The organism is Streptococcus porci DSM 23759, assembly GCF_000423765.1.
In the GTDB taxonomy this organism is placed as follows: Bacteria; Bacillota; Bacilli; order Lactobacillales; family Streptococcaceae; genus Streptococcus; species Streptococcus porci.
This window is the reverse complement of the sequence record NZ_AUIP01000013.1, coordinates 21,460-43,717: the sequence shown is the minus strand read 5'-3', so window position 1 is coordinate 43,717 and position 22,258 is coordinate 21,460. Positions and strand designations below refer to the sequence as shown.

General features: G+C 42.0%; 21 protein-coding genes. 19 read left to right on the top strand and 2 right to left on the bottom strand.

Annotated elements, in window-relative coordinates; translation table 11 throughout:
- Window positions 1-74: 74 nt before the first annotated feature.
- The 5 genes from gatC to G576_RS0105960 all read left to right on the top strand — a co-directional run bounded on the left by gatC (window position 75) and on the right by G576_RS0105960 (window position 5,318).
- Window positions 75-377, top strand: a complete 303-nt coding sequence (gatC, locus tag G576_RS0105980) for an Asp-tRNA(Asn)/Glu-tRNA(Gln) amidotransferase subunit GatC (protein WP_027973835.1) — start codon at window positions 75-77, stop codon at window positions 375-377.
- On the top strand, window positions 377-1,843 hold the full coding sequence (gatA, locus tag G576_RS0105975; protein ID WP_027973834.1) for an Asp-tRNA(Asn)/Glu-tRNA(Gln) amidotransferase subunit GatA: 1,467 nt from the start codon (window positions 377-379) through the stop codon (window positions 1,841-1,843). The genes gatC and gatA overlap by 1 nt, the downstream gene beginning before the upstream one ends.
- A complete protein-coding gene (gene gatB, locus G576_RS0105970; RefSeq protein WP_027973833.1) occupies window positions 1,843-3,285 on the top strand; it encodes an Asp-tRNA(Asn)/Glu-tRNA(Gln) amidotransferase subunit GatB in 1,443 nt (480 codons plus the stop codon). The genes gatA and gatB overlap by 1 nt, the downstream gene beginning before the upstream one ends.
- Window positions 3,286-3,619: 334 nt before the next feature.
- Window positions 3,620-4,318, top strand: coding sequence for a gamma-glutamyl-gamma-aminobutyrate hydrolase family protein (locus G576_RS0105965; RefSeq protein ID WP_027973832.1), 699 nt, complete (start codon window positions 3,620-3,622; stop codon window positions 4,316-4,318).
- Window positions 4,319-4,400: 82 nt separating this feature from the next.
- A complete protein-coding gene (locus G576_RS0105960) occupies window positions 4,401-5,318 on the top strand; it encodes a DMT family transporter (protein ID WP_027973831.1) in 918 nt (305 codons plus the stop codon).
- A 437-nt stretch (window positions 5,319-5,755) separates the two neighbouring features.
- Here G576_RS0105960 and mobC read toward each other — a convergent pair whose 3' ends face one another.
- Window positions 5,756-6,094: a plasmid mobilization relaxosome protein MobC gene (gene mobC / locus G576_RS0105955; protein WP_027973830.1), complete on the bottom strand. Its 339-nt coding sequence runs from the start codon at window positions 6,092-6,094 to the stop codon at window positions 5,756-5,758.
- 727 nt (window positions 6,095-6,821) lie between these two features.
- Window positions 6,822-8,177, bottom strand: coding sequence for an aspartate kinase (locus tag G576_RS0105945; protein ID WP_027973828.1), 1,356 nt, complete (start codon window positions 8,175-8,177; stop codon window positions 6,822-6,824).
- 190 nt (window positions 8,178-8,367) lie between these two features.
- Between G576_RS0105945 and fabM the strand changes: the two genes are divergently transcribed.
- From fabM to G576_RS0105875, 14 genes are all read left to right on the top strand, one after another.
- Window positions 8,368-9,162 (top strand): trans-2-decenoyl-ACP isomerase, encoded by a 795-nt coding sequence (fabM, locus tag G576_RS0105940; RefSeq protein WP_027973827.1) that lies wholly within the window; start codon window positions 8,368-8,370, stop codon window positions 9,160-9,162.
- Window positions 9,163-9,231: 69 nt separating this feature from the next.
- Window positions 9,232-9,666, top strand: a complete 435-nt coding sequence (gene fabT, locus G576_RS0105935; protein ID WP_027973826.1) for a fatty acid biosynthesis transcriptional regulator FabT — start codon at window positions 9,232-9,234, stop codon at window positions 9,664-9,666.
- Entirely contained in the window at window positions 9,666-10,628 is a 963-nt protein-coding gene (locus tag G576_RS0105930; RefSeq protein ID WP_027973825.1) for a beta-ketoacyl-ACP synthase III, read from the top strand. Before fabT ends, G576_RS0105930 begins: the two co-directional genes overlap by 1 nt.
- Window positions 10,629-10,678: 50 nt before the next feature.
- Complete coding sequence (locus G576_RS0105925; RefSeq protein ID WP_006531079.1) at window positions 10,679-10,903, top strand: acyl carrier protein; 225 nt, start codon at window positions 10,679-10,681, stop codon at window positions 10,901-10,903.
- Between the two features lie 164 nt (window positions 10,904-11,067).
- Window positions 11,068-12,033: an enoyl-[acyl-carrier-protein] reductase FabK gene (fabK, locus tag G576_RS0105920; protein WP_027973824.1), complete on the top strand. Its 966-nt coding sequence runs from the start codon at window positions 11,068-11,070 to the stop codon at window positions 12,031-12,033.
- Between the two features lie 27 nt (window positions 12,034-12,060).
- A complete protein-coding gene (fabD, locus tag G576_RS0105915) occupies window positions 12,061-12,984 on the top strand; it encodes an ACP S-malonyltransferase (RefSeq protein WP_027973823.1) in 924 nt (307 codons plus the stop codon).
- Complete coding sequence (gene fabG, locus G576_RS0105910; RefSeq protein WP_027973822.1) at window positions 12,985-13,722, top strand: 3-oxoacyl-[acyl-carrier-protein] reductase; 738 nt, start codon at window positions 12,985-12,987, stop codon at window positions 13,720-13,722. It begins immediately after the preceding gene.
- Between the two features lie 31 nt (window positions 13,723-13,753).
- The gene (gene fabF / locus G576_RS0105905) at window positions 13,754-14,986 is read left to right on the top strand and encodes a beta-ketoacyl-ACP synthase II (protein WP_027973821.1); all 1,233 of its coding nucleotides are present in this window, start codon (window positions 13,754-13,756) and stop codon (window positions 14,984-14,986) included.
- 3 nt (window positions 14,987-14,989) lie between these two features.
- On the top strand, window positions 14,990-15,463 hold the full coding sequence (gene accB / locus G576_RS0105900) for an acetyl-CoA carboxylase biotin carboxyl carrier protein (protein WP_027973820.1): 474 nt from the start codon (window positions 14,990-14,992) through the stop codon (window positions 15,461-15,463).
- Window positions 15,460-15,882 (top strand): 3-hydroxyacyl-ACP dehydratase FabZ, encoded by a 423-nt coding sequence (gene fabZ / locus G576_RS0105895; RefSeq protein ID WP_027973819.1) that lies wholly within the window; start codon window positions 15,460-15,462, stop codon window positions 15,880-15,882. Before accB ends, fabZ begins: the two co-directional genes overlap by 4 nt.
- A gap of 23 nt (window positions 15,883-15,905) precedes the next feature.
- Window positions 15,906-17,276 (top strand): acetyl-CoA carboxylase biotin carboxylase subunit, encoded by a 1,371-nt coding sequence (locus tag G576_RS0105890; RefSeq protein ID WP_027973818.1) that lies wholly within the window; start codon window positions 15,906-15,908, stop codon window positions 17,274-17,276.
- A 94-nt stretch (window positions 17,277-17,370) separates the two neighbouring features.
- Window positions 17,371-18,237, top strand: a complete 867-nt coding sequence (gene accD, locus G576_RS0105885; RefSeq protein ID WP_027973817.1) for an acetyl-CoA carboxylase, carboxyltransferase subunit beta — start codon at window positions 17,371-17,373, stop codon at window positions 18,235-18,237.
- The gene (locus G576_RS0105880; RefSeq protein ID WP_027973816.1) at window positions 18,234-19,004 is read left to right on the top strand and encodes an acetyl-CoA carboxylase carboxyl transferase subunit alpha; all 771 of its coding nucleotides are present in this window, start codon (window positions 18,234-18,236) and stop codon (window positions 19,002-19,004) included. Before accD ends, G576_RS0105880 begins: the two co-directional genes overlap by 4 nt.
- Before the next feature lie 155 nt (window positions 19,005-19,159).
- Window positions 19,160-22,249 (top strand): pilus expression-regulating Snf2 family helicase, encoded by a 3,090-nt coding sequence (locus G576_RS0105875; protein WP_027973815.1) that lies wholly within the window; start codon window positions 19,160-19,162, stop codon window positions 22,247-22,249.
- The last annotated feature ends 9 nt before the right edge of the window (window positions 22,250-22,258 follow it).

Genomic DNA, 22,258 nt, shown 5'->3' with positions numbered 1-22,258 from the left:
TCTTTTCCAAAAATAGCAGAGCGGTGCTCTTTGTGATATAATAAAAAAGATTATGAATAAAATGGAGAAATCAGATGAAAATCACTGAAGAAGAAGTTCGTCATGTGGCAACGTTGTCGAAGTTGTCGTTCTCAGACACTGAGACAGCTGCATTTGCGACCACCTTGTCAAAAATTGTTGATATGGTTGAACTTTTAAATGAAGTCGACACAGAAGGCGTAGCCATCACGACGACCATGGCTGATCGAAAAACAGTTATGCGTGAGGATATAGCAGAACAAGGTACAGAGCGCCAGCTTTTATTCAAAAACGTACCAGAGCAGGAAGACAATTACATCAAAGTACCAGCAATCCTAGACGATGGAGGTGATGCTTAATGACTTTTAATCATAAAACCATTGAAGAACTCCATGACCTTTTGGTTAAAAAGGAGATTTCTGCAACTGAATTAACCCAAGCAACGCTTGAAGATATCAAGGCGCGTGAAGCTAAGCTTAATTCTTTTGTCACCGTTGCAGAAGAGTCGGCATTGGCTCAGGCAAAAGCTATTGACGAGAAAGGAATTGATGCTGGCAATCTTATGTCTGGTATTCCTTTGGCTGTCAAAGACAACATCTCAACAAAAGGCATTTTAACAACAGCTGCTTCAAAAATGCTTTACAATTATGAACCAATTTTTGATGCGACAGCGGTTGAAAAACTTTATGGAAAAGACATGATTGTCATCGGTAAGACCAACATGGACGAATTTGCCATGGGGGGGTCTGGTGAGACTTCTTACTTTGGTGCGACGAAAAATGCCTGGGATCAGACCAAGGTGCCGGGAGGCTCCTCCAGCGGTTCAGCTTCGGCGGTGGCTTCTGGTCAGGTTCGTCTGTCTCTGGGTTCGGATACGGGTGGTTCCATCCGCCAACCTGCGGCCTTCAGCGGTATCGTAGGGCTCAAACCGACCTATGGCACGGTATCTCGATTTGGCTTGATTGCCTTTGGTAGCTCGCTGGATCAAATTGGACCTTTTTCTCAAACGGTTAAGGAAAATGCCCAGCTTCTTAACGTGATTGCAGGAGCAGACAGCAAGGATTCAACCTCTGCACCAGTACATGTAGAAGACTTTACCAGCAAGATTGGTCGAGATATCAAGGGGCTCAAGATTGCTCTGCCAAAAGAATACCTTGGTGAAGGAATCGATCCTGAAGTCAAAGAAACCATCGTCAAGGCTGCCAAGCATTTTGAAAAATTGGGGGCGACCGTTGAGGAAGTCAGTCTACCTCACAGCAAATACGGGGTAGCTGTTTACTACATCATAGCATCCTCTGAAGCCTCTTCAAACCTACAACGTTTCGACGGTATCCGTTACGGCTATCGCACTGAAAACTTCAACAATCTTGACGATATCTACGTCAATACCCGTAGTGAAGGTTTTGGAGAAGAAGTCAAACGCCGTATCATGCTTGGAACTTTCAGTCTATCATCGGGTTACTATGATGCCTACTTTAAAAAGGCTGGTCAGGTGCGTACCTTAATCATTCAAGATTTTGAAAAGGTCTTTGCGAACTATGATTTGATTTTGGGGCCAACGGCTCCGACCGTAGCCTTTGGTTTGGACACGCTTAACCATGACCCTGTGGCTATGTACTTGGCGGATCTTTTGACCATTCCTGTCAACTTGGCAGGTCTTCCAGGGATTTCGATTCCTGCTGGTTTTGTCCAAGGCCTCCCAGTTGGTCTGCAGTTAATTGGTCCTAAATATTCAGAAGAGACTATCTATCAGGTAGCGGCAGCTTTTGAAGCGACAACAGACTACCACAAACAACAACCACTTATCTTTGGAGGTGAAGCCTAATGAACTTTGAAACAATTATCGGGATTGAAGTCCACGTAGAGCTCAACACCAACTCAAAGATTTTTTCTCCATCGGCTGCTCATTTTGGTCAAGACCAGAATGCTAGCACTAATATCATTGACTGGTCCTTCCCAGGTGTTCTTCCGGTCATGAATAAGGGTGTTATTGATGCTGGAATCAAGGCTGCGCTTGCGCTTAACATGGATATCCATAAGAAAATGCATTTTGACCGTAAGAACTATTTCTACCCTGATAATCCAAAGGCCTATCAAATTTCACAATTTGATGAACCTATTGGCTTTGATGGCTGGTTAGAGGCTAAGTTGGAAGATGGTTCAACAAAAAAAATTCGTATTGAACGCGCCCACTTGGAAGAGGATGCGGGTAAAAATACCCACGGTACAGATGGATATTCTTACGTTGACCTCAACCGCCAAGGAGTACCTTTGATTGAAATCGTTTCTGAAGCGGACATGCGTTCGCCTGAAGAAGCCTATGCTTATTTGACAGCCCTCAAGGAAATTATCCAATACACTGGTATTTCAGACGTTAAGATGGAAGAAGGGTCTATGCGTGTCGATGCCAATATTTCCCTTCGTCCCTATGGTCAAGAGGAATTCGGTACCAAGACAGAGCTGAAAAACCTCAACTCTTTCTCAAATGTCCGTAAGGGTCTTGAGTATGAAGTAGAACGTCAAGCTAAAATTCTTCGGTCTGGTGGCGTTATCCGTCAGGAAACTCGCCGTTATGATGAAGCCAGCAAGTCTACTATCCTTATGCGTGTTAAGGAAGGTGCTGCTGACTACCGTTATTTCCCAGAACCAGACCTACCGCTCTTTGAGATTGACGATGCCTGGATTGAGGAAGTGCGTAGGGAACTGCCGGCCTTTCCAGCTCAGCGCCGTGCTCGTTACACTGCGGAGCTTGGCTTGTCAGACTACGATGCTAACCAATTGACAGCAACTAAGGCTCTGTCTGACTTCTTTGAAAAAGCCGTTGAGCTTGGCGGAGATGCTAAACAAGTTTCTAACTGGCTTCAAGGTGAAGTAGCTCAGTTCCTCAATGCTGAGAGCAAGACTATTGAAGAAATCAGCTTGACTCCTGAAAACTTGGTTGAAATGATTGCCATTATCCAAGACGGCACCATCTCTTCTAAGATTGCCAAGAAAGTCTTTGTTCACTTGGCTAAAAATGGTGGTTCAGCCCGTGAATACGTTGAAAAAGCTGGTTTGGTGCAGATTTCTGATCCAGAAGCTCTCATTCCAATTATTTACCAAGTCTTTGCCGATAATGAAGCTGCAGTTGCTGACTTCAAGTCTGGTAAACGTAATGCTGATAAGGCCTTTACCGGATTCCTTATGAAAGCAACTAAAGGACAGGCTAACCCACAAGTAGCTCAGCGCTTATTAGCTCAAGAATTAGCTAAATTGTTAGAAGGCTAGGCCAATCATTCTATGCAAAAGTCCAAATGTCACAATTTGGGCTTTTTAGGTTCTTCTATATGATGATAAAAAGAATAGCTTAGCGACCGTGAAAATTGGTTATACGTAAGGGCAATCAAGATAAGACTATACGTCGCAGATGCAGGTAGCGCTGTCTGCCTCAAATCAAGGCAACAAGATCTGAGTTTAGTTTTCGAAAAGTCTTAGAGCTTTGGCGATAAGCAAAACTTATCTCTGCTATAATAATTTTATATTAGTCAGGCTCTCTAAAATACGGTAAAATAGGGGTCATTATTAGAAGAAAACTCTAAAAGATTTAAGAAAGCGAGGCAGCATTATGACAAAACCAATTATCGTTGGCATCACAGGAAATGAAAAGGAAATGCCCGCCATGTCAGGCATCCGCTACGATGCTGTCTCGCGCCATCTCTCTGAAGGGGTCAAAGAGGCTGGTGGTGTGCCTATCATCATTCCTGTCGGGACGCCGGAGCTAGCCAAAACTTACATTAGTATGATTGATAAGCTAATCCTTTCAGGAGGTCAAAATGTTGATCCGCGTTACTATGGGGAAAGCAGGGCTATTGACTGTAACGACTATAACCTCGAGCGTGATGAGTTCGAATTTGCCTTGGTTAAAGAAGCGCTAGCGCAGAAAAAACCAATCTTTGCTGTCTGTCGAGGCATGCAACTATTGAATGTCGCTTTAGGTGGCACACTTAATCAGGAAGTAAAGAACCATTGGCAGTCTGAGTACCAAGGCACCCACCATGAGATTACCGTTGTCAAAGACAGCCGCGTCAGCCGTTTGCTCAAAAATGGAAGCCGTATCAACTCAATCCACCGCCAGTCTGTGAAACATTTAGCACCAGATTTGAAAGCAACAGCTCATGATCCGCGTGACGGTACCATCGAAGCATATGAAGGAAAAAATGGAGCACCACTTCTAGGACTTCAATGGCATCCGGAACTCTTGTTGGAAAATAAAAATAGCCAGAGTCAAAAACTCTTTAACTATCTAGTAAACGAACTTTAAAAATTAAGGGAAATGCTTCTTGTAGGGTGTTTCCTTTTTATAATTTGTGATACAATGAGAGAACTATCTTTGGGAGGTTATCATGTCATCTACGCTTAAAGGATCGATTATGGTGGTTGTTGCTGGAATTGCTTGGGGAATTTCTGGAGTTTCGGGACAATATTTAATGAGCCACGGCATTCCTATCAATCTTTTAACCAGCTTACGTCTATTCATTTCAGGCCTCGTTTTGACTGCTTTGATATTACTCACACAACGTCAGCGCTTTTTCCAAGCTTTAAAAAGCAAGCACCTTTGGCTAGGTGTCATTCTTTTTAGCTTTTTTGGACTGTTACTTAATCAGTATGCTTATTTATCTGCCATTCACTATACCAATGCTGGAACGGCGACAGTTTTACAATACATGACCCCGGTGCTAATTGTTGTCGCCTTTTGTCTCAAAGACAGGAGTTTACCGACGATAGGGGATAGTCTCGCCATTTTTCTAGCTGTCCTTGGTACCTATATCATTGCTACCCATGGACAAGTCACCAATCTTGCAATAACACCAAAGGGGCTGTTCTGGGGAATTTTATCAGCCTTTACTTATGCCCTCTATATCCTTATCCCAGCCAAGCTCATAAAGGAGTGGGGAAGTCTTATCGTCATCGGACTCGGTATGATGATCAGTGGAATCTTTTTCCCAATCGCTGTCAAGGCGTGGCAGTATCCTTTTTCTTTGACTTGGGGAAATGGGCTGGCGCTTTTTGGTATTGTTGGGGTTGGGACAATTTTTGCCTATACTGTTTTTCTTAAAGGAACCACCATTATTGGAGCGGTAAAAGGAAGTCTCTTAGCTTCTGTTGAGCCGGTAGCGTCTGTTATCTTTGGCATTCTCATCATGCACGAACATTTTTATCTGATTGATTTAGTTGGAATGACGCTTATTATGCTGGCAGTTTTCCTGATTTCCTATAAAGATTTAATCGCTGAAAAACGAGCGACAATTAAAAAGGTCTAGATTTTTTGAACTGTACCCCAAAAGTTAGATTTTTTCTTTCTAACTTTTTGGGGTCAGTACATTTTTTCTAGGCCTTTTTCAATTATGTGATTTTAAAACAGTCACATTCCATTAAAAGCGGAAAATTCTTTGAACCAAGATTCCCAAGAGTTTACGATGTTTAAAAGTCAATATTTAGAGCGTTCAGAGGGTCTGACTACATCTTTGCGAAGTTTGTGACGGATAAAAAGCAGCGAGGAGTACACACATTGAAAGACAGTAGCAAAGGTACAGACTGGTGAGCCGGGACTTTGCATATTCAGATAGCGTATAATGGCTGTACAGAAAACTGTTATTAGTATCTATTTCTTGAAAATATAACTTAGCCATTTGTCTAGCCGTTTTTTCAGACCATTCCCCAAGTTGAACCATATTTTTAATATATTCAACACGTTCAGCTAATTTTCTAGAATATAACTCATATAAATGAATACCTTCATTAATAGCCTCTTTAAAGTCATCAACAGTATTAATAACCTTATTATCATCTTCACCAAAATATACTTTTTGATAAAACTCAATGATTTTCTTAAATCAGACAGAAAACCATTCAAAGCTGAAACTGATTGATCATCATTTTTTGAATTATAATATCTAGCAATTTGATTTATATTGATTCCAATTTTATGCAAATCAGTTTCAATCAAACCTACCTTTTCAGACAACTTTGAAATTTCCGAAATAATACCAAAGTATTGTTCATCTGTCATCATTGAACGCTTGTTCAATTCTTCCATATCGCCAAAATTTGCCTACGTATCATCTCCGACATGCTAACCCTGTATAAGTTAGATATCTCTTTTATGATACTTTTTCCTCGTTCGTTATCCGTAATTTAATTTCTGAATCAAGACTCATAGTAATACCTCACTTCGTCATTTTGTTGGTCAACGGTTTCGAACCCAACTTAAAAAGCTGATGCATGTTACACCAGCATTTTTATTTTTCATTCTTTGATATAACTAGTATTCCTATAAGAATTAAAACCATCAATCCATAAAATATTTTCTCATATCGATACCCATCTGAAACTATAGAATTAAAAATTAAATAACTACTAATTACAAAAATAATTAAATACTTATTTTTTCTCATATTAACTCCAATATGTCTTAACATTGATATAATTTTTTTCATAACAAATACCTCATCATATTTTCACACTTCTTTAACAAAATAACTTGATTTATCAGATACTCTCCTTTCTAACAAGTTATTTCTATTTTTGTGAACGTTTTTACGGTACGATCAAAGGATTGATGACAAAATAATATCAAGCAAATGTGATATCTGATAATAGAGGGATTCACTTGGAAACGATGAACTAGGGGAATAGCAAAGCCTTTTTTGTTTTCATTCATAAAGGCAAGGTTATCAACATAACCTATTTTATAGAAAAAATACCCCAGTTGTTAGAGTGTCTGTCTAACTTCTGGGGTGCGGTTTATTGACGGGTGGTTATGATTATAAGTCTTTAAAGAAGGCGTCGTAAATAGCACGGACAGCTTTTTTCTCATCTGCCGTTTTAATCACAAACATGATGGCAACTTCGCTAGAACCTTGCGAAATCATCACAAGGTTGATTCCCTGTTCAGACAAGGCACGGGTGGCAGTAGCGGTTACCCCAATGTGATTTTTCATGTTTTCACCAACAATCATGATGATAGATAAATCACGTTCAATCGAAACCTCATCAACTTCCAATTTACGAGTGAGTTGCGAAATGATTTCTTGCTCTTTGATTGGCGTTAATTCGCGCCCACGAACGATAATTGACAAATCATCAATCCCAGTTGGCATGTGCTCAAAACGGATGTTTAAATCTTCCAAAATTTGAAGAACCTTACGTCCAAAACCGACCTCACGGTTCATCAAGTATTTGGACATGTTGATGCTGACGAAATCATCGTCACCAGAGATTCCAACCACAGGAACACTTTCGCCAGAATGTTTAAGAACGATACGGGTACCAGGGTGATCTGGATTATTTGTGTTTTTGATAACAAGGGGAATTTTGCCACGGTAGGCAGGAATGAGAGCCTCGTCATGAAGAACGGAGAAACCAGCATAGGCAAGTTCACGCATTTCTTTGTAAGTCAATTCTTTGATAGAATGTGGTTTATGAACAACTCCTGGATGGGCGGCAAAAATTCCGTCAACATCGGTAAAGTTTTCGTAGAGGTCAGCCTTAACGCCCGCTGCGATAATAGACCCTGTAATATCAGAGCCACCACGAGAAAAAGTACAGATTTGATTGTCTGTCGTCACACCAAAGAAACCAGGGATAACCAGAATTTCATCACTGTTACGTAGTTCTTCAAGTTTGTCGTAACTAGAAGGCAAAATACGAGCATTTCCGGGTTCGCTGGTCACGATGAGTCCTGCATGCTTGGGGTGAATATAGTGAGCGTTTAGCCCCTCTTGACGGAAATATTCAGCAATCAACTTTGCGTTGTTATCTTCGCCAGCAGCCAAAAAAGTGTCGTACAAAAACTCATTATTTTCGATTGGCAAAGTGGCCAAGTCTTTGATAGCGGCAGCGATTTTTTCTAGAATAGTAGAATGAAGACCTAGTTCATCAACGATTGATTTGTAACGATTAATAATCCAATCTTGATCAGCAGTCACGTCACGGTCTGATCGATAATGTTTGTAGTATTTGATCAGTGCATCGGTTACCTTTGTATCTTCTGCATTCCGCTTACCTGGTGCCGACACGACAACAAATCGACGTTCTTCATCGCTTTTAACAATCCCTAGAACTTTTTTGAGTTGCTCAGCAGAGGCCAAGGAACTTCCACCAAATTTAATAACTTTCATGTCAATCCTCTAAAAATATAAAGTGAATCAATTATAGCAAAATTCTGATAATTTGTCAGTCTTTTTTGAATTATTACGACACGAACGTTTGGATTTTTACGTTTTTTTCTTGACAGATAATTCCATTGTGATATAATTTGATATAGAAATTATTTACTTTTCAAATAAATAATTTTAAGAAGGAGGTTATATGAACTTTCAAACCATCCTATACCAAGTATCAGGTGATTTAGCAACAGTGACCTTTAATCGCCCCGAAGTCTCGAATGGTTTCAACATTCCTATGTGTCAAGAGATTTTGCAAGCTCTTAAGCTAGCTGAAGATGACGCAAATATTAGGCTAATTTTAATCGAAGCAGTGGGTAAAATTTTTTCCGTTGGAGGAGATTTGTCAGAGATGGAGAGGGCTGTTGAAGCAGATGACATTCAGTCATTGGTCGATATTGCCAAGTTGGTTCAGGACATTTCTTATAAGATGAAGCAACTCCCTAAACCAATCATCATGGCTGTAGATGGCCCAGTTGCTGGTGCAGCTTTTAACATGGTTTTGGCAGCAGATTTCTGCATTGCCAGTGAGAAGGCTAAGTTTATTCAAGCTTTTGTCAATGTTGGACTTGCTCCAGACGCGGGCGGACTTTACCTGCTTATGCGCGCGGTCGGTATGAATAAGGCTACGCATTTGGTCATGACAGGAGAAGCGGTGACTGCTGAGAAAGCTTTGGATTATGGCTTTGTCTATAAGACTTGCCTATCAGAAAAGCTAAGCACGACCACTCAGCAACTGATTAAACGGCTCAAGCGTGGCTCTTTTAACTCTTATCGAGCCATGAAAGAGATGGTTTGGCAGAGTTTTTTCACAGGTTGGAAGGATTATGCTGAGCTGGAATTAAATCTTCAAGAAACGCTAGCTTTTAAGGAAGATTTCAAGGAAGGTGTCAGGGCATACGCAGAACGTCGCAGACCGAGTTTTTCAGGGAAATGGTAAATTATTTTCTCTTGTCAAATGATTTATAATATGATATGATTTGAATATCAAATTATAAAGGAGTCTCAAATGGACTTTCATCAAATCAACAACTATCTGGTTGATATTTTTAACAGAATTTTAGTTATCGAAGAAAACACCTTGCGTAGCAGTCCTTTTAACGACTGTACTATCAAAGAAGTGCACACCATTGACATCATCGGAAAAAGACGTCTGGTCACTCCTAGTGACATTGCTAAAGAACTCATGGTGACCCTAGGAACGGTGACTACAGCTCTCAATAAGCTGGAAAGCAAAGGTTATGTCGTTAGAATTCGCTCGCAAGAAGACCGTCGCGTGGTTTACTTGAATTTGACTAAAAAAGGTCGTGTCGTTTACCATCTTCACAAAAAATTTCATCGTGTTATGATTGACCAAATCCTTGAAGGAATGTCAGAAAATGAACTTCAAGGGCTGGAACGTGGACTGGTTAATCTCCATACTTTCTTGGAGGAGAGACGCTAATGGCCTTTGCAAAAATTAGTCAGGTGGCGCACTATGTTCCTACTCAAGTGGTAACTAATGATGATTTGGCTAAAATCATGGACACTTCTGATGAGTGGATTTCCAGCCGTACAGGCATACGAGAGCGCCACATTTCAGTCCATGAAAACACCAGCGATTTAGCTGTTCAGGTAGCACGACAGCTACTTGACAAAGCAAAGCTTTCCTCGGAAGAACTTGATTTTATCCTTGTGGCGACCATGTCCCCTGACTCGACCATGCCCTCAACGGCAGCCAAGGTTCAGGGAGCTATTGGTGCCAAAAAGGCTTTTGCTTTTGATTTGACAGCTGCTTGTTCAGGTTTTGTTTTTGCCTTGGCAACAGCTGAAAAATTCATTCGTTCTGGCACCTGTCAACGAGGTCTGGTCATAGGAGCCGAAGTTCTCTCCAAACAGTTGGATTGGTCAGATCGCTCGACGGCTGTTCTCTTTGGGGATGGGGCTGGTGGTGTTCTTTTGGAAAAAGCTGACGCACAGTATTTTTTGGCGGAATCACTCAATACTGACGGTAGTAAGGGTGGCTTGGTCAGCGGACAGACTGTGCTACAATCACCATTTTCAGAACATCAAGAGCCTCTTAATCCTTACATTCAGATGGATGGAAGAGCTATCTTTGACTTTACCATTCGTACAGTGTCTAAGAGCATCGTGGCAATCATGGAGGAAGCTGGTGAGCCAGATTACCTCCTTCTCCATCAGGCTAATGAGCGCATTTTAGATAAGATGGCGCAGAAAATTGGTGTTGATCGAGATAAATTTCTGGCAAATATGCAGCGCTATGGCAATACTAGCGCTGCATCAATTCCTATTTTGCTTTCAGAAAATGTGGCAAATGGAACCCTTAAATTAGATGGCTCGCAAAAAATTCTTCTGTCAGGATTCGGCGGAGGTTTGACTTGGGGCAATTTAATTGTTAAAATCTAGTTAATCTGTGTAACTACACAAATATTTATTTAAAAAGAGGAGAATATCTCATGGCAGTATTTGAAAAAGTACAAGAAATTATCGTTGAAGAACTTGGTAAAGAGGCTGAAGAAGTAAAATTAGAAACTACTTTTGATGAACTCGATGCTGATTCGCTTGATGTCTTCCAAGTAATCTCAGAAATCGAAGATGCTTTTGACATCCAAATCGAAACTGAAGAAGGACTAAACACGGTTGGTGACCTTGTTGCCTACGTTGAAGAAAAAACTAAATAGATTTTGTCTTGTCAGTCCTAAAAAATCTTCACTGATTTTTTTAGGAAATAGTCAATTAAATAGGAGAGCAGGTTGTGAGTGATATCCAACCTTTCTTCTTAAACTCATACTTTGACTCTCAAATCATTATACGAAGTGTATCTATTAGAAAGTTAGTAGAAAAAATGAAATCTCAAATTACAGAACTTCTAGGAATTAAATATCCTATTTTCCAAGGTGGCATGGCCTGGGTTGCAGATGGCGACTTAGCTGGTGCTGTTTCAAATGCAGGAGGTCTAGGCATTATTGGTGGTGGAAATGCTCCTAAAGAAGTTGTAAAAGCTAATATTGATAAAGTCAAATCCATCACAGACAAACCTTTCGGCGTTAACATTATGCTCCTGTCACCATTTGCGGATGACATCGTTGACTTGGTTATTGAAGAAGGTGTCAAGGTGGTGACAACAGGAGCAGGGAATCCAGGGAAGTATATGGAGCGTTTTCATGAAGCCGGGATTACTGTGATTCCAGTGGTACCATCTGTGGCTCTTGCCAAACGCATGGAAAAACTAGGGGCAGATGCTGTCATTGCTGAGGGCATGGAAGCAGGTGGACATATCGGCAAATTGACAACAATGACTCTAGTTCGCCAAGTGGTGGATGCTGTTGACATTCCAGTTATTGCAGCAGGTGGTATTGCGGATGGAAATGGAGTTGCGGCTGCCTTTATGTTGGGGGCGGATGCTATCCAAGTCGGAACTCGTTTCGTTGTTGCTAAAGAATCGAATGCTCATCAAAACTTCAAGGACAAAATTTTGAAAGCTAAAGATATTGACACGGTTGTTTCAGCATCAGTAGTTGGTCATCCAGTTCGTGCTATCAAAAATAAGTTATCAAGCAGTTACGCTCAAGCGGAGAAAGATTTCTTAGCAGGAATAAAAACGGCTGAGGAAATTGAAGAGCTTGGGGCAGGGGCTCTCCGTAACGCAGTTGTAGATGGGGATGTTGTCAACGGATCAGTCATGGCGGGTCAAATTGCAGGGCTTGTGCGTAAAGAGGAAAGTTGTCGAGATATCCTAGAAGATCTTTATTATGGCGCTGCGGAGGTTATCCGCCAAGAAGCCGCTCGTTGGGCAGATGTTCAGGAATAAGTATTCCATGTTTAATTGGAGGGAAAAATGACAAAAAAAGCCTTTTTATTTGCTGGTCAAGGAGCTCAAAAATTGGGTATGGCTAGAGACTTATATGACGCTTATCCCCTTGTGAAAGAAACTTTTGACAGAGCTAGTCAGCTTTTAGGCTATGATTTGCGTAAGCTAATTGATACTGACGATGTGAAACTCAATCAAACACGCTACACGCAGCCAGCTATTTTGACGACTTCAGTTGCTATTTATCGGCTATTGGCTGACAGTGGTATTCAGCCAGACATCGTAGCGGGACTTTCTCTTGGAGAGTATTCAGCTTTGGTAGCAAGTGGGGCACTGAACTTTGAAGATGCGGTAGCTTTGGTTGCTAGGCGTGGAGAATTTATGGAGACAGCTGCTCCTGCGGGCAGTGGAAAAATGGTCGCTGTTATGAACACGGATCCAAACTTGATTGAAGAAATCTGTCAAAAAGCTTCTGTAAAAGGTGTGGTGACGCCAGCCAACTACAACACACCAGCTCAAATTGTTATTGGCGGAGAGGTTGAAGCGGTAGATTATGCGACCGAATTGCTCAAGGAGGCAGGTAGCAAACGTTTGATTCCACTTAATGTATCAGGCCCCTTCCATACGGCACTTCTGAAATCAGCGTCTGAAAAATTGGCTTTTGAACTTGAAAAAGTCAACTTCTCGGATTTTGCGTTACCCTTGGTCGGAAACACAGAAGCTAAAATTATGGAAGCAAGTCAGATTAAGGAACTCCTAGCCCGTCAGGTGATGGAGCCGGTACGTTTCTATGAGTCAATTGCAGCTATTCAACAGTTTGGTGTGGATGAGATTGTTGAAATAGGACCTGGAAAAGTTTTATCAGGATTTATTAAAAAAATTGATAAAAATCTTCCGGTGACATCAGTTGAAGATTTAACAACTTTAAAGAATCTTTTGGAGAATGATTAAATGGAAATTCAAAATAAAAATGTTTTCGTAACGGGTTCCACTCGAGGTATCGGACTTGCTATCGCTCATAAATTTGCCAGTCTTGGTGCCAATGTTGTTCTTAATGGACGTTCTGCTATTTCGGAAGACTTGCTAGCGCAGTTCGCTAAGTATGGAGTGAAAGTCCTTGCTATTTCTGGTGATATTTCTCGATTTGAAGATGCTGAGCGCATGGTCAATGAAGCTGTGGCCGAGCTCGGTTCTATTGATGTGCTAATCAATAATGCAGGCATTACCAATGATAAGCTCATGTTAAAAATGACAGAAGAAGACTTTGAGTCTGTTCTTAAAGTCAACCTAACTGGTAGTTTTAATATGACAAAATCAGTCTTAAAACCGATGACAAAGGCAAGACAAGGCGCTATTATCAACCTGTCATCTGTTGTCGGTTTAGTGGGTAATATTGGGCAAGCAAACTATGCTGCTTCAAAAGCAGGGCTGATTGGTTTTACAAAATCTGTGGCTAAAGAGGTTGCTGCTAGAGGAGTCCGTGTCAACGCTATCGCCCCTGGCTTTATTGAGTCAGACATGACTGATGCTATCCCAGAAAAAATGAAAGATGCAATGCTCTCGCAAATCCCAATGAAAGTGATTGGGAAACCAGAGCAGGTTGCAGAGGTTGCAGCCTTCCTTGCTCAACAAGAGTACTTAACAGGACAAGTTATCGCCGTTGATGGTGGTATGACGATGCATGGCTAGCTACAATGGCAAAATTCTAAGGAGATTAAAGATGACCACAAACCGAGTTGTAATTACAGGTTACGGTGTGACCTCGCCGATTGGCAACACACCCGAAGATTTTTGGAATAGCCTTTATGAAGGCAAAATCGGTATCAAACCAATCACAAAATTTGATACGTCTGAGATTCCAGTTCACAATGCTGGTGAAATTCAGGATTTTCCATTTGATAAATATTTTGTCAAAAAAGATCGTAATCGCATGGATGAGTATTCACTATATGCCATTTATGCAGCTCTGGAAGCTTTGGAAAATGCTGGACTTGATATGGAAAAAGAGGATAAGAATCGTGTTGGCGTTATTGTATCGTCTGGCATCGGTGGTCTTCAAGAAATGCAAGAGCAGATTATTCGGATGCATGAAAAAGGTATCAAACGTATTCAGCCGATGTTTATCCCTAAAGCACTGTCAAATATGGGAGCAGGCAATATTGCTCTTCGTATCGGAGCTCAAGGTGTCTGCAAATCAGTGACTACGGCTTGTGCTTCTGCAAATGATGCTATTGGTGAAGCTTTCCGTGACATTAAATTTGGCTACCATGATGTGGTTTTGGCAGGTGGCGCTGAAGCAACTATCAATGAAATTGGTATTGGTGGCTTTAACGCGTTGACAGCCTTGTCAACGACGGAAGATCCGACCCGCTCAGTTATCCCATTTGACAAAGATCGTAATGGTTTTGTTATGGGTGAAGGGGCAGGTGTCTTGGTGCTTGAAAGTCTAGAACATGCTCAAAAACGTGGGGCAATTATCTTGGCTGAAATCATTGGTTATGGTTCAAACTGTGATGCTTACCACCAAACGACACCAATTCCAGATGGTTCAGGCGCTGCAAAAGCTATTCGTCTTGCTCTCAAAGAGGCAGAGATTTCCCCAGAAGATGTTGCCTATGTTAATGCCCATGGTACGTCAACCCAAGCTAATGAAAAGGGTGAAAGCCAGGCTATTGTCTCGGTACTAGGAAAAGAGGTTCCTGTATCTTCGACCAAATCATTTACAGGGCACCTTCTTGGTGCAGCTGGAGCGGTTGAGGCTATTGCAACGATTGAGGCTATGCGTCATAGCTATATTCCAAAGACTGCAGGGACGCAAGAACTTTCAGATGATATTGAAGCAAACGTTGTTATTGGAAATGGACAAGAAGCAGAAGTCAAATATGCCATTTCAAATACCTTTGGATTTGGTGGGCACAATGCTGTTCTTGCTTTTAAACGCTGGGAGGATTAAAAGGTGAAAATTAGCGAAATCAAGGATTTGATGGCTCAGTTTGATCAGTCGAGCCTCCGTGAATTTACTTATAAAAAAGATGGAGATGAGCTTTCTTTTTCGAAAAATGAGCAGAGCATGCCACAAGCGCAAATGGTAGAACCCACAGCACCAGCTGTTCAGGTGGCAACTCCAGAAGCTGCGCCAGCTGTGACCGAAAAAGAAGAAGTAGCACGTCCAGTCTCAGCTCAATCAGAGGCGGAGGGTGACATTGTTGAGAGTCCGCTTGTTGGTGTTGCCTATTTATCACCTGGACCAGATAAGCCGGCTTTTGTATCAGTTGGTGATTCTGTTAAGAAAGGGCAAACATTACTCATTGTAGAAGCTATGAAAGTGATGAATGAAGTTCCAGCTCCTCAAGATGGCATCATTACTGAAATATTGGTGGCCAATGAAGAAGTGGTGGACTTTGGAAAAGGATTGGTGCGCATCAAATGATTGATATTAACCAGATTAAAGAGGCTTTGCCACATCGCTATCCATTTTTACTGGTCGATCGTGTTTTGGAAACGTCGGAAGATGAGGTCGTTGCCATTAAAAATGTAACCATCAACGAACCTTTTTTTCAAGGGCATTTTCCACAATACCCTGTTATGCCGGGGGTTCTAATCATGGAGGCTTTGGCTCAGACAGCAGGTGTTTTGGAATTGTCGAAGCCTGAGAATAAAGGCAAGTTGGTCTTTTATGCGGGTATGGACAAGGTTAAGTTCAAAAAACAAGTCGTTCCGGGGGATCAATTAGTCATGACAGCTAAATTTGTCAAACGTCGTGGAACAATTGCTGTGGTTGAGGCTAAAGCTGAGGTGGATGGCAAATTAGCAGCTAGCGGAATCTTGACTTTTGCCATTGGTAATTAGACCTCCAAAAGGAGAAAAGTAAAGTGTTCAAGAAAATTTTAATTGCTAATCGTGGTGAAATTGCAGTGCGTATCATTCGTGCTGCACGTGAGTTGGGAATTGCAACGGTAGCTATTTATTCTGAGGCAGATAAGGAAGCTCTTCATGTTGCACTTGCTGACGAGGCAGTTTGTGTTGGTCCCGCAAAATCAACAGATTCTTATCTGAATATGAATGCGGTCTTGTCAGCTGCCATTGTGACTAAGGCTGAGGCTATTCACCCAGGCTTTGGTTTCTTGAGTGAAAATTCAAAATTCGCCACTATGTGTGAAGAAATGAATATTAAATTTATCGGCCCTTCTGGAGCAGTCATGGATAAAATGGGTGACAAAATCAATGCTCGTTCAGAAATGATTAAGGCAAAGGTGCCGGTCATACCAGGTTCTGATGGCGAGGTTTTCTCTACTGATGAAGCGTTAGCGATTGCTGACAAGCTGGGATACCCAGTCATGCTCAAAGCCTCTGCAGGGGGAGGCGGAAAAGGCATTCGCAAAGTCAACAGCCATGAGGAATTAGCGCCAGCTTTTGAATCGGCCTCTCAAGAAGCTCAAGCAGCTTTCGGGAATGGAGCTATGTATATTGAAAAGGTTATCTATCCAGCTCGCCACATTGAAGTACAGATTTTGGGTGATTCCTTTGGAAATATCATTCATTTGGGTGAACGAGATTGCTCATTGCAACGAAATAACCAAAAAGTATTAGAAGAAGCACCCTCTGTTGCCATCGGAAAAACCCTTCGCGCTCAGATTGGGGAAGCAGCAGTTCGTGCTGCACAAGCCGTCAACTACGAGAATGCGGGAACCATTGAATTTCTTCTTGATGAAAAAAGTGGTGAATTTTACTTCATGGAAATGAATACCCGAGTTCAAGTTGAACATCCCGTGACAGAGTTTGTCACAGGAGTGGATATTGTTAAGGAACAAATTCGAATTGCAGCAGGGCAAGAACTCTCACTAACTCAAGATGAGATTAAAATTTCGGGTCATGCTATTGAATGTCGTATCAATGCGGAGAATCCCAAATTTAATTTTGCACCAAGTCCAGGTAAAATTACAGATTTATATTTACCATCTGGCGGTGTGGGGTTACGCGTTGATTCAGCGGTTTACAGTGGCTATACTATCCCACCCTACTATGATTCTATGATTGCAAAAATCATCGTTCATGGTGATAACCGTTTTGATGCTCTCATGAAGATGCAACGCGCCCTTTATGAACTTGAGATTGAGGGTGTGGTCACCAATGTTGATTTTCAATTAGACCTTATTTCAGATGGTCATGTCATTGCTGGAGATTACGACACCAGTTTTCTGATGGAAACTTTTTTACCAGCTTATACAAAAAATCTAGATTAAGTGTTAGACCGCCCTGCCTGTTTGGACCTGTGGTAGGGCTCTTGTTTTGCCCAAATAATTGCATGGGCTGTAACTTTGAATCTAAGGAGAAGATATGGGATTATTTGATAGAAAAGAAAAATACATCCGCATCAATCCCAACCGCTCGATAATGCGGGCGGTTGAGCGTGAGGCGCCAGAAGTTCCTGATGAGCTTTTTGCCAAATGTCCTGCTTGTAAACACATGATTTACCAGAAGGATTTGGGTCCGGCTAAAATTTGTCCCAAATGTCATTACAATTTCCGAATTTCGGCTCAGGAGCGTCTAGCTCTGACAATCGATGACGGAAGTTTTGAGGAGCTTTTTGATGGTATTGAAACGACTGACCCTCTCCGTTTTCCTAATTATCAGGACAAACTGAGAGCAACCAGGGAAGCGACAGGACTGGATGAGGCGGTACTGACTGGTTTTGCTAAGGTGGGGGGCGCAAGTATTGCGATAGCAATCATGGATGCCAATTTTATCATGGGCTCTATGGGGACAGTTGTAGGCGAAAAGCTGACGCGCCTTTTTGAAATTGCGACTGAGAAGGCTCTGCCAGTAGTTGTCTTTTCAGCTTCTGGTGGTGCCCGCATGCAAGAAGGCATCATGTCCCTCATGCAGATGGCCAAGATTTCAGCTGCGGTCAAACGTCATTCAAATGCGGGGTATTTTTATCTGACCATATTAACTGATCCAACGACAGGAGGGGTCACTGCCTCTTTTGCGATGGAGGGAGACATTATTTTGGCAGAACCTCAAGCTCTGGTGGGCTTTGCTGGACGCCGAGTCATTGAGACGACAGTTCGTGAAGAATTGCCAGAAGGTTTCCAAAAGGCGGAGTTTTTACTGGAACATGGTTTTGTAGATGCTATTGTCAACCGTTTGGAATTGAGGGCTACCATTGCCCAGCTTGTGGCTTTCCACGGAGGTGAAAAATGACTACAGTAGGACGCATTTTAAAAGAGGCCAGAAGTCAGACTCGCCTGACAGCTCTGGATTATGCACATCTAATTCTTGATGATGTTATCGAACTACACGGAGATCGTCAATTTGGGGATGATGGAGCAATCGTCGGTGGGCTTGGTCGTTTGGCTGGTCGGGCTATCACTTTTATAGGGATCCAAAAAGGGAAAAATCTGCAAGAGAATCTCAAACGTAATTTCGGGCAACCTCATCCAGAAGGCTATCGTAAAGCGCTTCGTCTTATGAAGCAGGCTGAAAAATTTGGTCGTCCAATCTTAACATTGATCAATACACCAGGTGCTTATCCAGGTGTCGGTGCTGAGGAACGTGGGCAGGGCGAAGCTATTGCTCGTAATCTCATGGACATGAGTGACCTTAAAGTGCCAATTATCGCAGTCATCATCGGCGAGGGTGGTTCTGGAGGAGCGCTGGCGCTGGCTGTGGCAGATAGGGTTTGGATGCTAGAAAACACAGTCTATTCAATCTTGAGCCCAGAGGGCTTCGCTTCCATTTTGTGGAAGGATGGTAGTCGAGCATCCGAGGCGGCAGAACTAATGAAAATCACTGCAGGCGAACTGCTCAACATGAACATCATTGATAAGGTGATTGCTGAACGAGGCTACTTTTCAAGTGAGATTGTTGAGGATTTAAAACATCACCTCATTGAAACCTTTGATGAGCTCAGCCAACTAGATACGGAAACGTTGCTAGAGGAACGTTATCAGAGATTTAGAAAATATTAGAGTAGGAAGATTGGGAATACCCAATCTTTTTGTCATGCATTTTTAAGCTGAAAAAGAGGCTGAAATTTGCTATAATAGTGGGATAGATAAATGCTGTTTAACGACGTGAACGGTCTGATGGTTCTTGTGCTTTAAGTGTATAGAGGTGGTATGGTATGGCAAAACTAATTCCGGGACGAGTGAGAAATGCTGGCATTTCCCTTTTTGAGGAGGGAAAGGTTTCTTTTTTGTCGAAAAAAGATGACGGTTTGCTTTTGAAAGTGGGAGACCAAGAGTTAACATTTGCTGAAGATGACAGTTTGATTTTCTGTAGTTGTGATTTCTTTGCCGGGAAAGGTTACTGTAAGCATTTAGCAGCTGTTGAGGCCTTCTTTAAAAATGATCCTGAGGGAAAAGATTTGGCTGCGCAGCTTTTCTCCAAAGAAAAAGAGCAGGAAGTTAAAAGGGAGGAAACCTCTTTTGGCTCGCTTTTTTTGGATGGCCTTGTCATGAATGAGGATGATCGCGTCAAATATCGTCTGTCCGCTGAGGGGGCGGAGGCTTTTTATAGTAGGGAAATTCACTGGACCTTGCGTCTTAATCGGCTGCCAGACGACCGAGCTTATGTGGTTCGTGATATTGTCAGTTTTTTGCAGTCGGTAAAAAAGGAAACTTCTTACCAGATTGGTAAGGGGTATTTTGAGCCACTTTCTTTTATTCAGTTTGATGAGCAAAGCCAGAGGCTGATTCATTTTTTGTGGAAATTGTTGCCGGAGGGAGATCGTTCCAATCAGGAGCGACTTTTTCCAAGCCAGGGGCGTTATTTGAATCTTCCTGCTGGTTTTTTTGAAGAGGGGGTGGAACTGCTTCAAAATCTTTATGATTTTAGTCTTGAGCTAAAAGGTGCTCATTTTCACCAGCTTCTTTTTGACGATTTGTCGGCAGAAAGTGGTCTTTATCAGTTTGAGGTTCTGGTTCATCGACAGTTTCTGGAGTTGATTGTGGCTGAGAAGCAGGCTCAGGTTTTCTTTAATTTTGCCTATCTTTATTATGGAGGGATTTTTTATCGTCTCAGTCGGCGTCAGCAGAAAATTGCGCAGGCTTTGACTAGCTTGCCTATCGGTGCTGATTTAAAAAAACACCTGCATTTTGATTTGGATGATCAAGCCAAATTGGCTACCAGCCTCTTGGATTTCAAGACTCTCGGTCAGGTCAAGGCGCCTAAGTCCTTTGAAATACGGGATTTTAATGTCCTCTTTTTTTTAGAAATGCTAGGGGAGGAGACACTTTTACTTCGTATGACCTTTGATTACGGAAGTGTCAGAGTATCTAGTCGAGATGAACTCAACCAGCTACCTTTTACCAGTCACTTTAAAAAAGAGGAGAAGATTATTCGTGTTTTGCGAGAAGAAGGTTTTCCACTGGGCTTTTCCAGTCAGAAAAATCTGTCGACCCCACAGGAAGTCTATCGCTTTTTCAGCCAAACCTTACCGCGTTTAGAAAAACTGGGTCAGGTAACCTTATCAGAAAGTTTGGCTGAGCGAGGGTTTTCACAACCTCCTAAGTTGACCATTGATCGACAGGGTGGACTTTTGGATATTAGTTTTGATTTTGATGGAGTAGAGGCTAGTGATGTTGATGACGCTCTGTTTGCTTTGATGACTCAAGCTCCTTATTTTGTGGGAAAAACTGGGAATTTGGTCATCTTTGATGACGCGACGCGAAAAATCAGTCAAGTTCTGAAAAATCTACGCAACAAAAAACTAGAGCAGGGTCATGTCCGTATCAATCAGGCCTCAGCCTTTCAGCTCATGGAAGTTTTTAAGGATAATGAACAGGTTTCCTTCACTGAGAGTTTTAAAGCTTTGGCCTTTGACCTCAGGCATCCAGAAAACTTTGCTCTGCCAGCAATTAAGGTTCAGGCGCAGGTTCGTGACTACCAGCAACTGGGGGTGAAGTGGCTGTCTATGCTTGCTCATTATGGTTTTGGTGGTATTTTAGCTGATGATATGGGGCTTGGGAAAACGCTTCAGGCCATTGCTTTTTTGTCTGGTCGCTTATCGGGTAAGGACAAGGTTTTGATTTTAGCCCCCTCCAGCCTGATTTACAATTGGAAGGATGAATTTGCCAAGTTTACACCAAATCTTGATGTAGTGGTTTCTTATGGACACAAGTTTCAGAGAGAGCTTTTGATTGCTGAGGGACATCAGATCATCGTAACCAGCTACGCCTCTTTCCGTCAGGATTTTTCGGAATACAGCAAGGCTACGTATGATTATTTGATTTTAGACGAAGCTCAGGTCATGAAAAACAGTCAGACCAAGATTGCTCAACATCTGAGAGATTTTGAGGTTAAGCACTGCTTTGCTCTATCTGGGACACCAATTGAAAATCATCTCTTGGAAATTTGGTCCATTTTTCAAATTGTTTTGCCGGGCTTTTTGCCAGGCAAGAAGGATTTTCTTAAGTTATCAGCTAAGGAAGTGGCTCGTTTTATCAAGCCTTTCGTTCTCAGACGTCGCAAGGAAGATGTTCTGCCTGAATTGCCTGATTTGATTGAAATGACCTATCCAAATGAGTTGACTTCTGAACAGAAGGCGGTTTATCTGGCACAGCTTCGGCAGATGCAGGAATCTGTCCGTGGGGCAACAGATGATCAAATCAATGGTCGCAAAATAGAAATTTTGTCTGGTATTACCAGACTGCGTCAAATTTGTGATACTCCAAAACTTTTTATGGATTATGAGGGTGACAGTGGAAAATTGGAGAGCCTGCGTCAGCTTTTATCCCAAATCAAAGAAAATGGCAAACGTGCTCTCATCTTCTCGCAATTCAGAGGAATGCTGGATTTAGTGGAAACAGAGCTTTCGGATCTGAATATGACAGCCTATAAACTTACAGGCTCAACGCCAGCTAAAGAGCGTCAGGATATGACACGAGCCTTCAATAAGGGAGCTAAGGATGTCTTTTTAATATCCTTAAAAGCGGGAGGTGTCGGCCTCAACCTGACTGGGGCTGATACGGTGATTCTCATTGACCTCTGGTGGAATCCAGCAGTGGAAATGCAGGCTATAAGTCGTGCCCATCGTCTGGGGCAAAAGGAAAATGTTGAAGTTTACCGTCTGATTAGTAAGGGAACGATTGAGGAAAAAATTCTTGAGCTTCAAGAAAATAAAAAAAATCTGGTCACCACTGTTCTTGATGGCAATGAAAGTCGTAGTAGCCTGAGCGTTGAGGACATTAAAGAGATTTTAGGAATTAGCTAAAAGTAAGAG

What these genes read in the sequence shown, in the direction of transcription:
- G576_RS0105960 (WP_027973831.1), top strand. Translation starts at nt 4,401, where the DNA reads ATGTCATCTACGCTTAAAGGATCGATTATGGTGGTTGTTGCTGGAATT.
- G576_RS0105945 (WP_027973828.1), bottom strand. Translation starts at nt 8,177, where the DNA reads ATGAAAGTTATTAAATTTGGTGGAAGTTCCTTGGCCTCTGCTGAGCAA.
- fabZ (WP_027973819.1), top strand. Translation starts at nt 15,460, where the DNA reads ATGATTGATATTAACCAGATTAAAGAGGCTTTGCCACATCGCTATCCA.
- fabM (WP_027973827.1), top strand. Translation starts at nt 8,368, where the DNA reads ATGAACTTTCAAACCATCCTATACCAAGTATCAGGTGATTTAGCAACA.
- G576_RS0105880 (WP_027973816.1), top strand. Translation starts at nt 18,234, where the DNA reads ATGACTACAGTAGGACGCATTTTAAAAGAGGCCAGAAGTCAGACTCGC.
- gatA (WP_027973834.1), top strand. Translation starts at nt 377, where the DNA reads ATGACTTTTAATCATAAAACCATTGAAGAACTCCATGACCTTTTGGTT.
- fabF (WP_027973821.1), top strand. Translation starts at nt 13,754, where the DNA reads ATGACCACAAACCGAGTTGTAATTACAGGTTACGGTGTGACCTCGCCG.
- fabK (WP_027973824.1), top strand. Translation starts at nt 11,068, where the DNA reads ATGAAATCTCAAATTACAGAACTTCTAGGAATTAAATATCCTATTTTC.
- fabT (WP_027973826.1), top strand. Translation starts at nt 9,232, where the DNA reads ATGGACTTTCATCAAATCAACAACTATCTGGTTGATATTTTTAACAGA.
- fabG (WP_027973822.1), top strand. Translation starts at nt 12,985, where the DNA reads ATGGAAATTCAAAATAAAAATGTTTTCGTAACGGGTTCCACTCGAGGT.
- gatB (WP_027973833.1), top strand. Translation starts at nt 1,843, where the DNA reads ATGAACTTTGAAACAATTATCGGGATTGAAGTCCACGTAGAGCTCAAC.
- G576_RS0105925 (WP_006531079.1), top strand. Translation starts at nt 10,679, where the DNA reads ATGGCAGTATTTGAAAAAGTACAAGAAATTATCGTTGAAGAACTTGGT.
- mobC (WP_027973830.1), bottom strand. Translation starts at nt 6,094, where the DNA reads ATGGAAGAATTGAACAAGCGTTCAATGATGACAGATGAACAATACTTT.
- fabD (WP_027973823.1), top strand. Translation starts at nt 12,061, where the DNA reads ATGACAAAAAAAGCCTTTTTATTTGCTGGTCAAGGAGCTCAAAAATTG.
- accD (WP_027973817.1), top strand. Translation starts at nt 17,371, where the DNA reads ATGGGATTATTTGATAGAAAAGAAAAATACATCCGCATCAATCCCAAC.
- G576_RS0105930 (WP_027973825.1), top strand. Translation starts at nt 9,666, where the DNA reads ATGGCCTTTGCAAAAATTAGTCAGGTGGCGCACTATGTTCCTACTCAA.
- gatC (WP_027973835.1), top strand. Translation starts at nt 75, where the DNA reads ATGAAAATCACTGAAGAAGAAGTTCGTCATGTGGCAACGTTGTCGAAG.
- G576_RS0105875 (WP_027973815.1), top strand. Translation starts at nt 19,160, where the DNA reads ATGGCAAAACTAATTCCGGGACGAGTGAGAAATGCTGGCATTTCCCTT.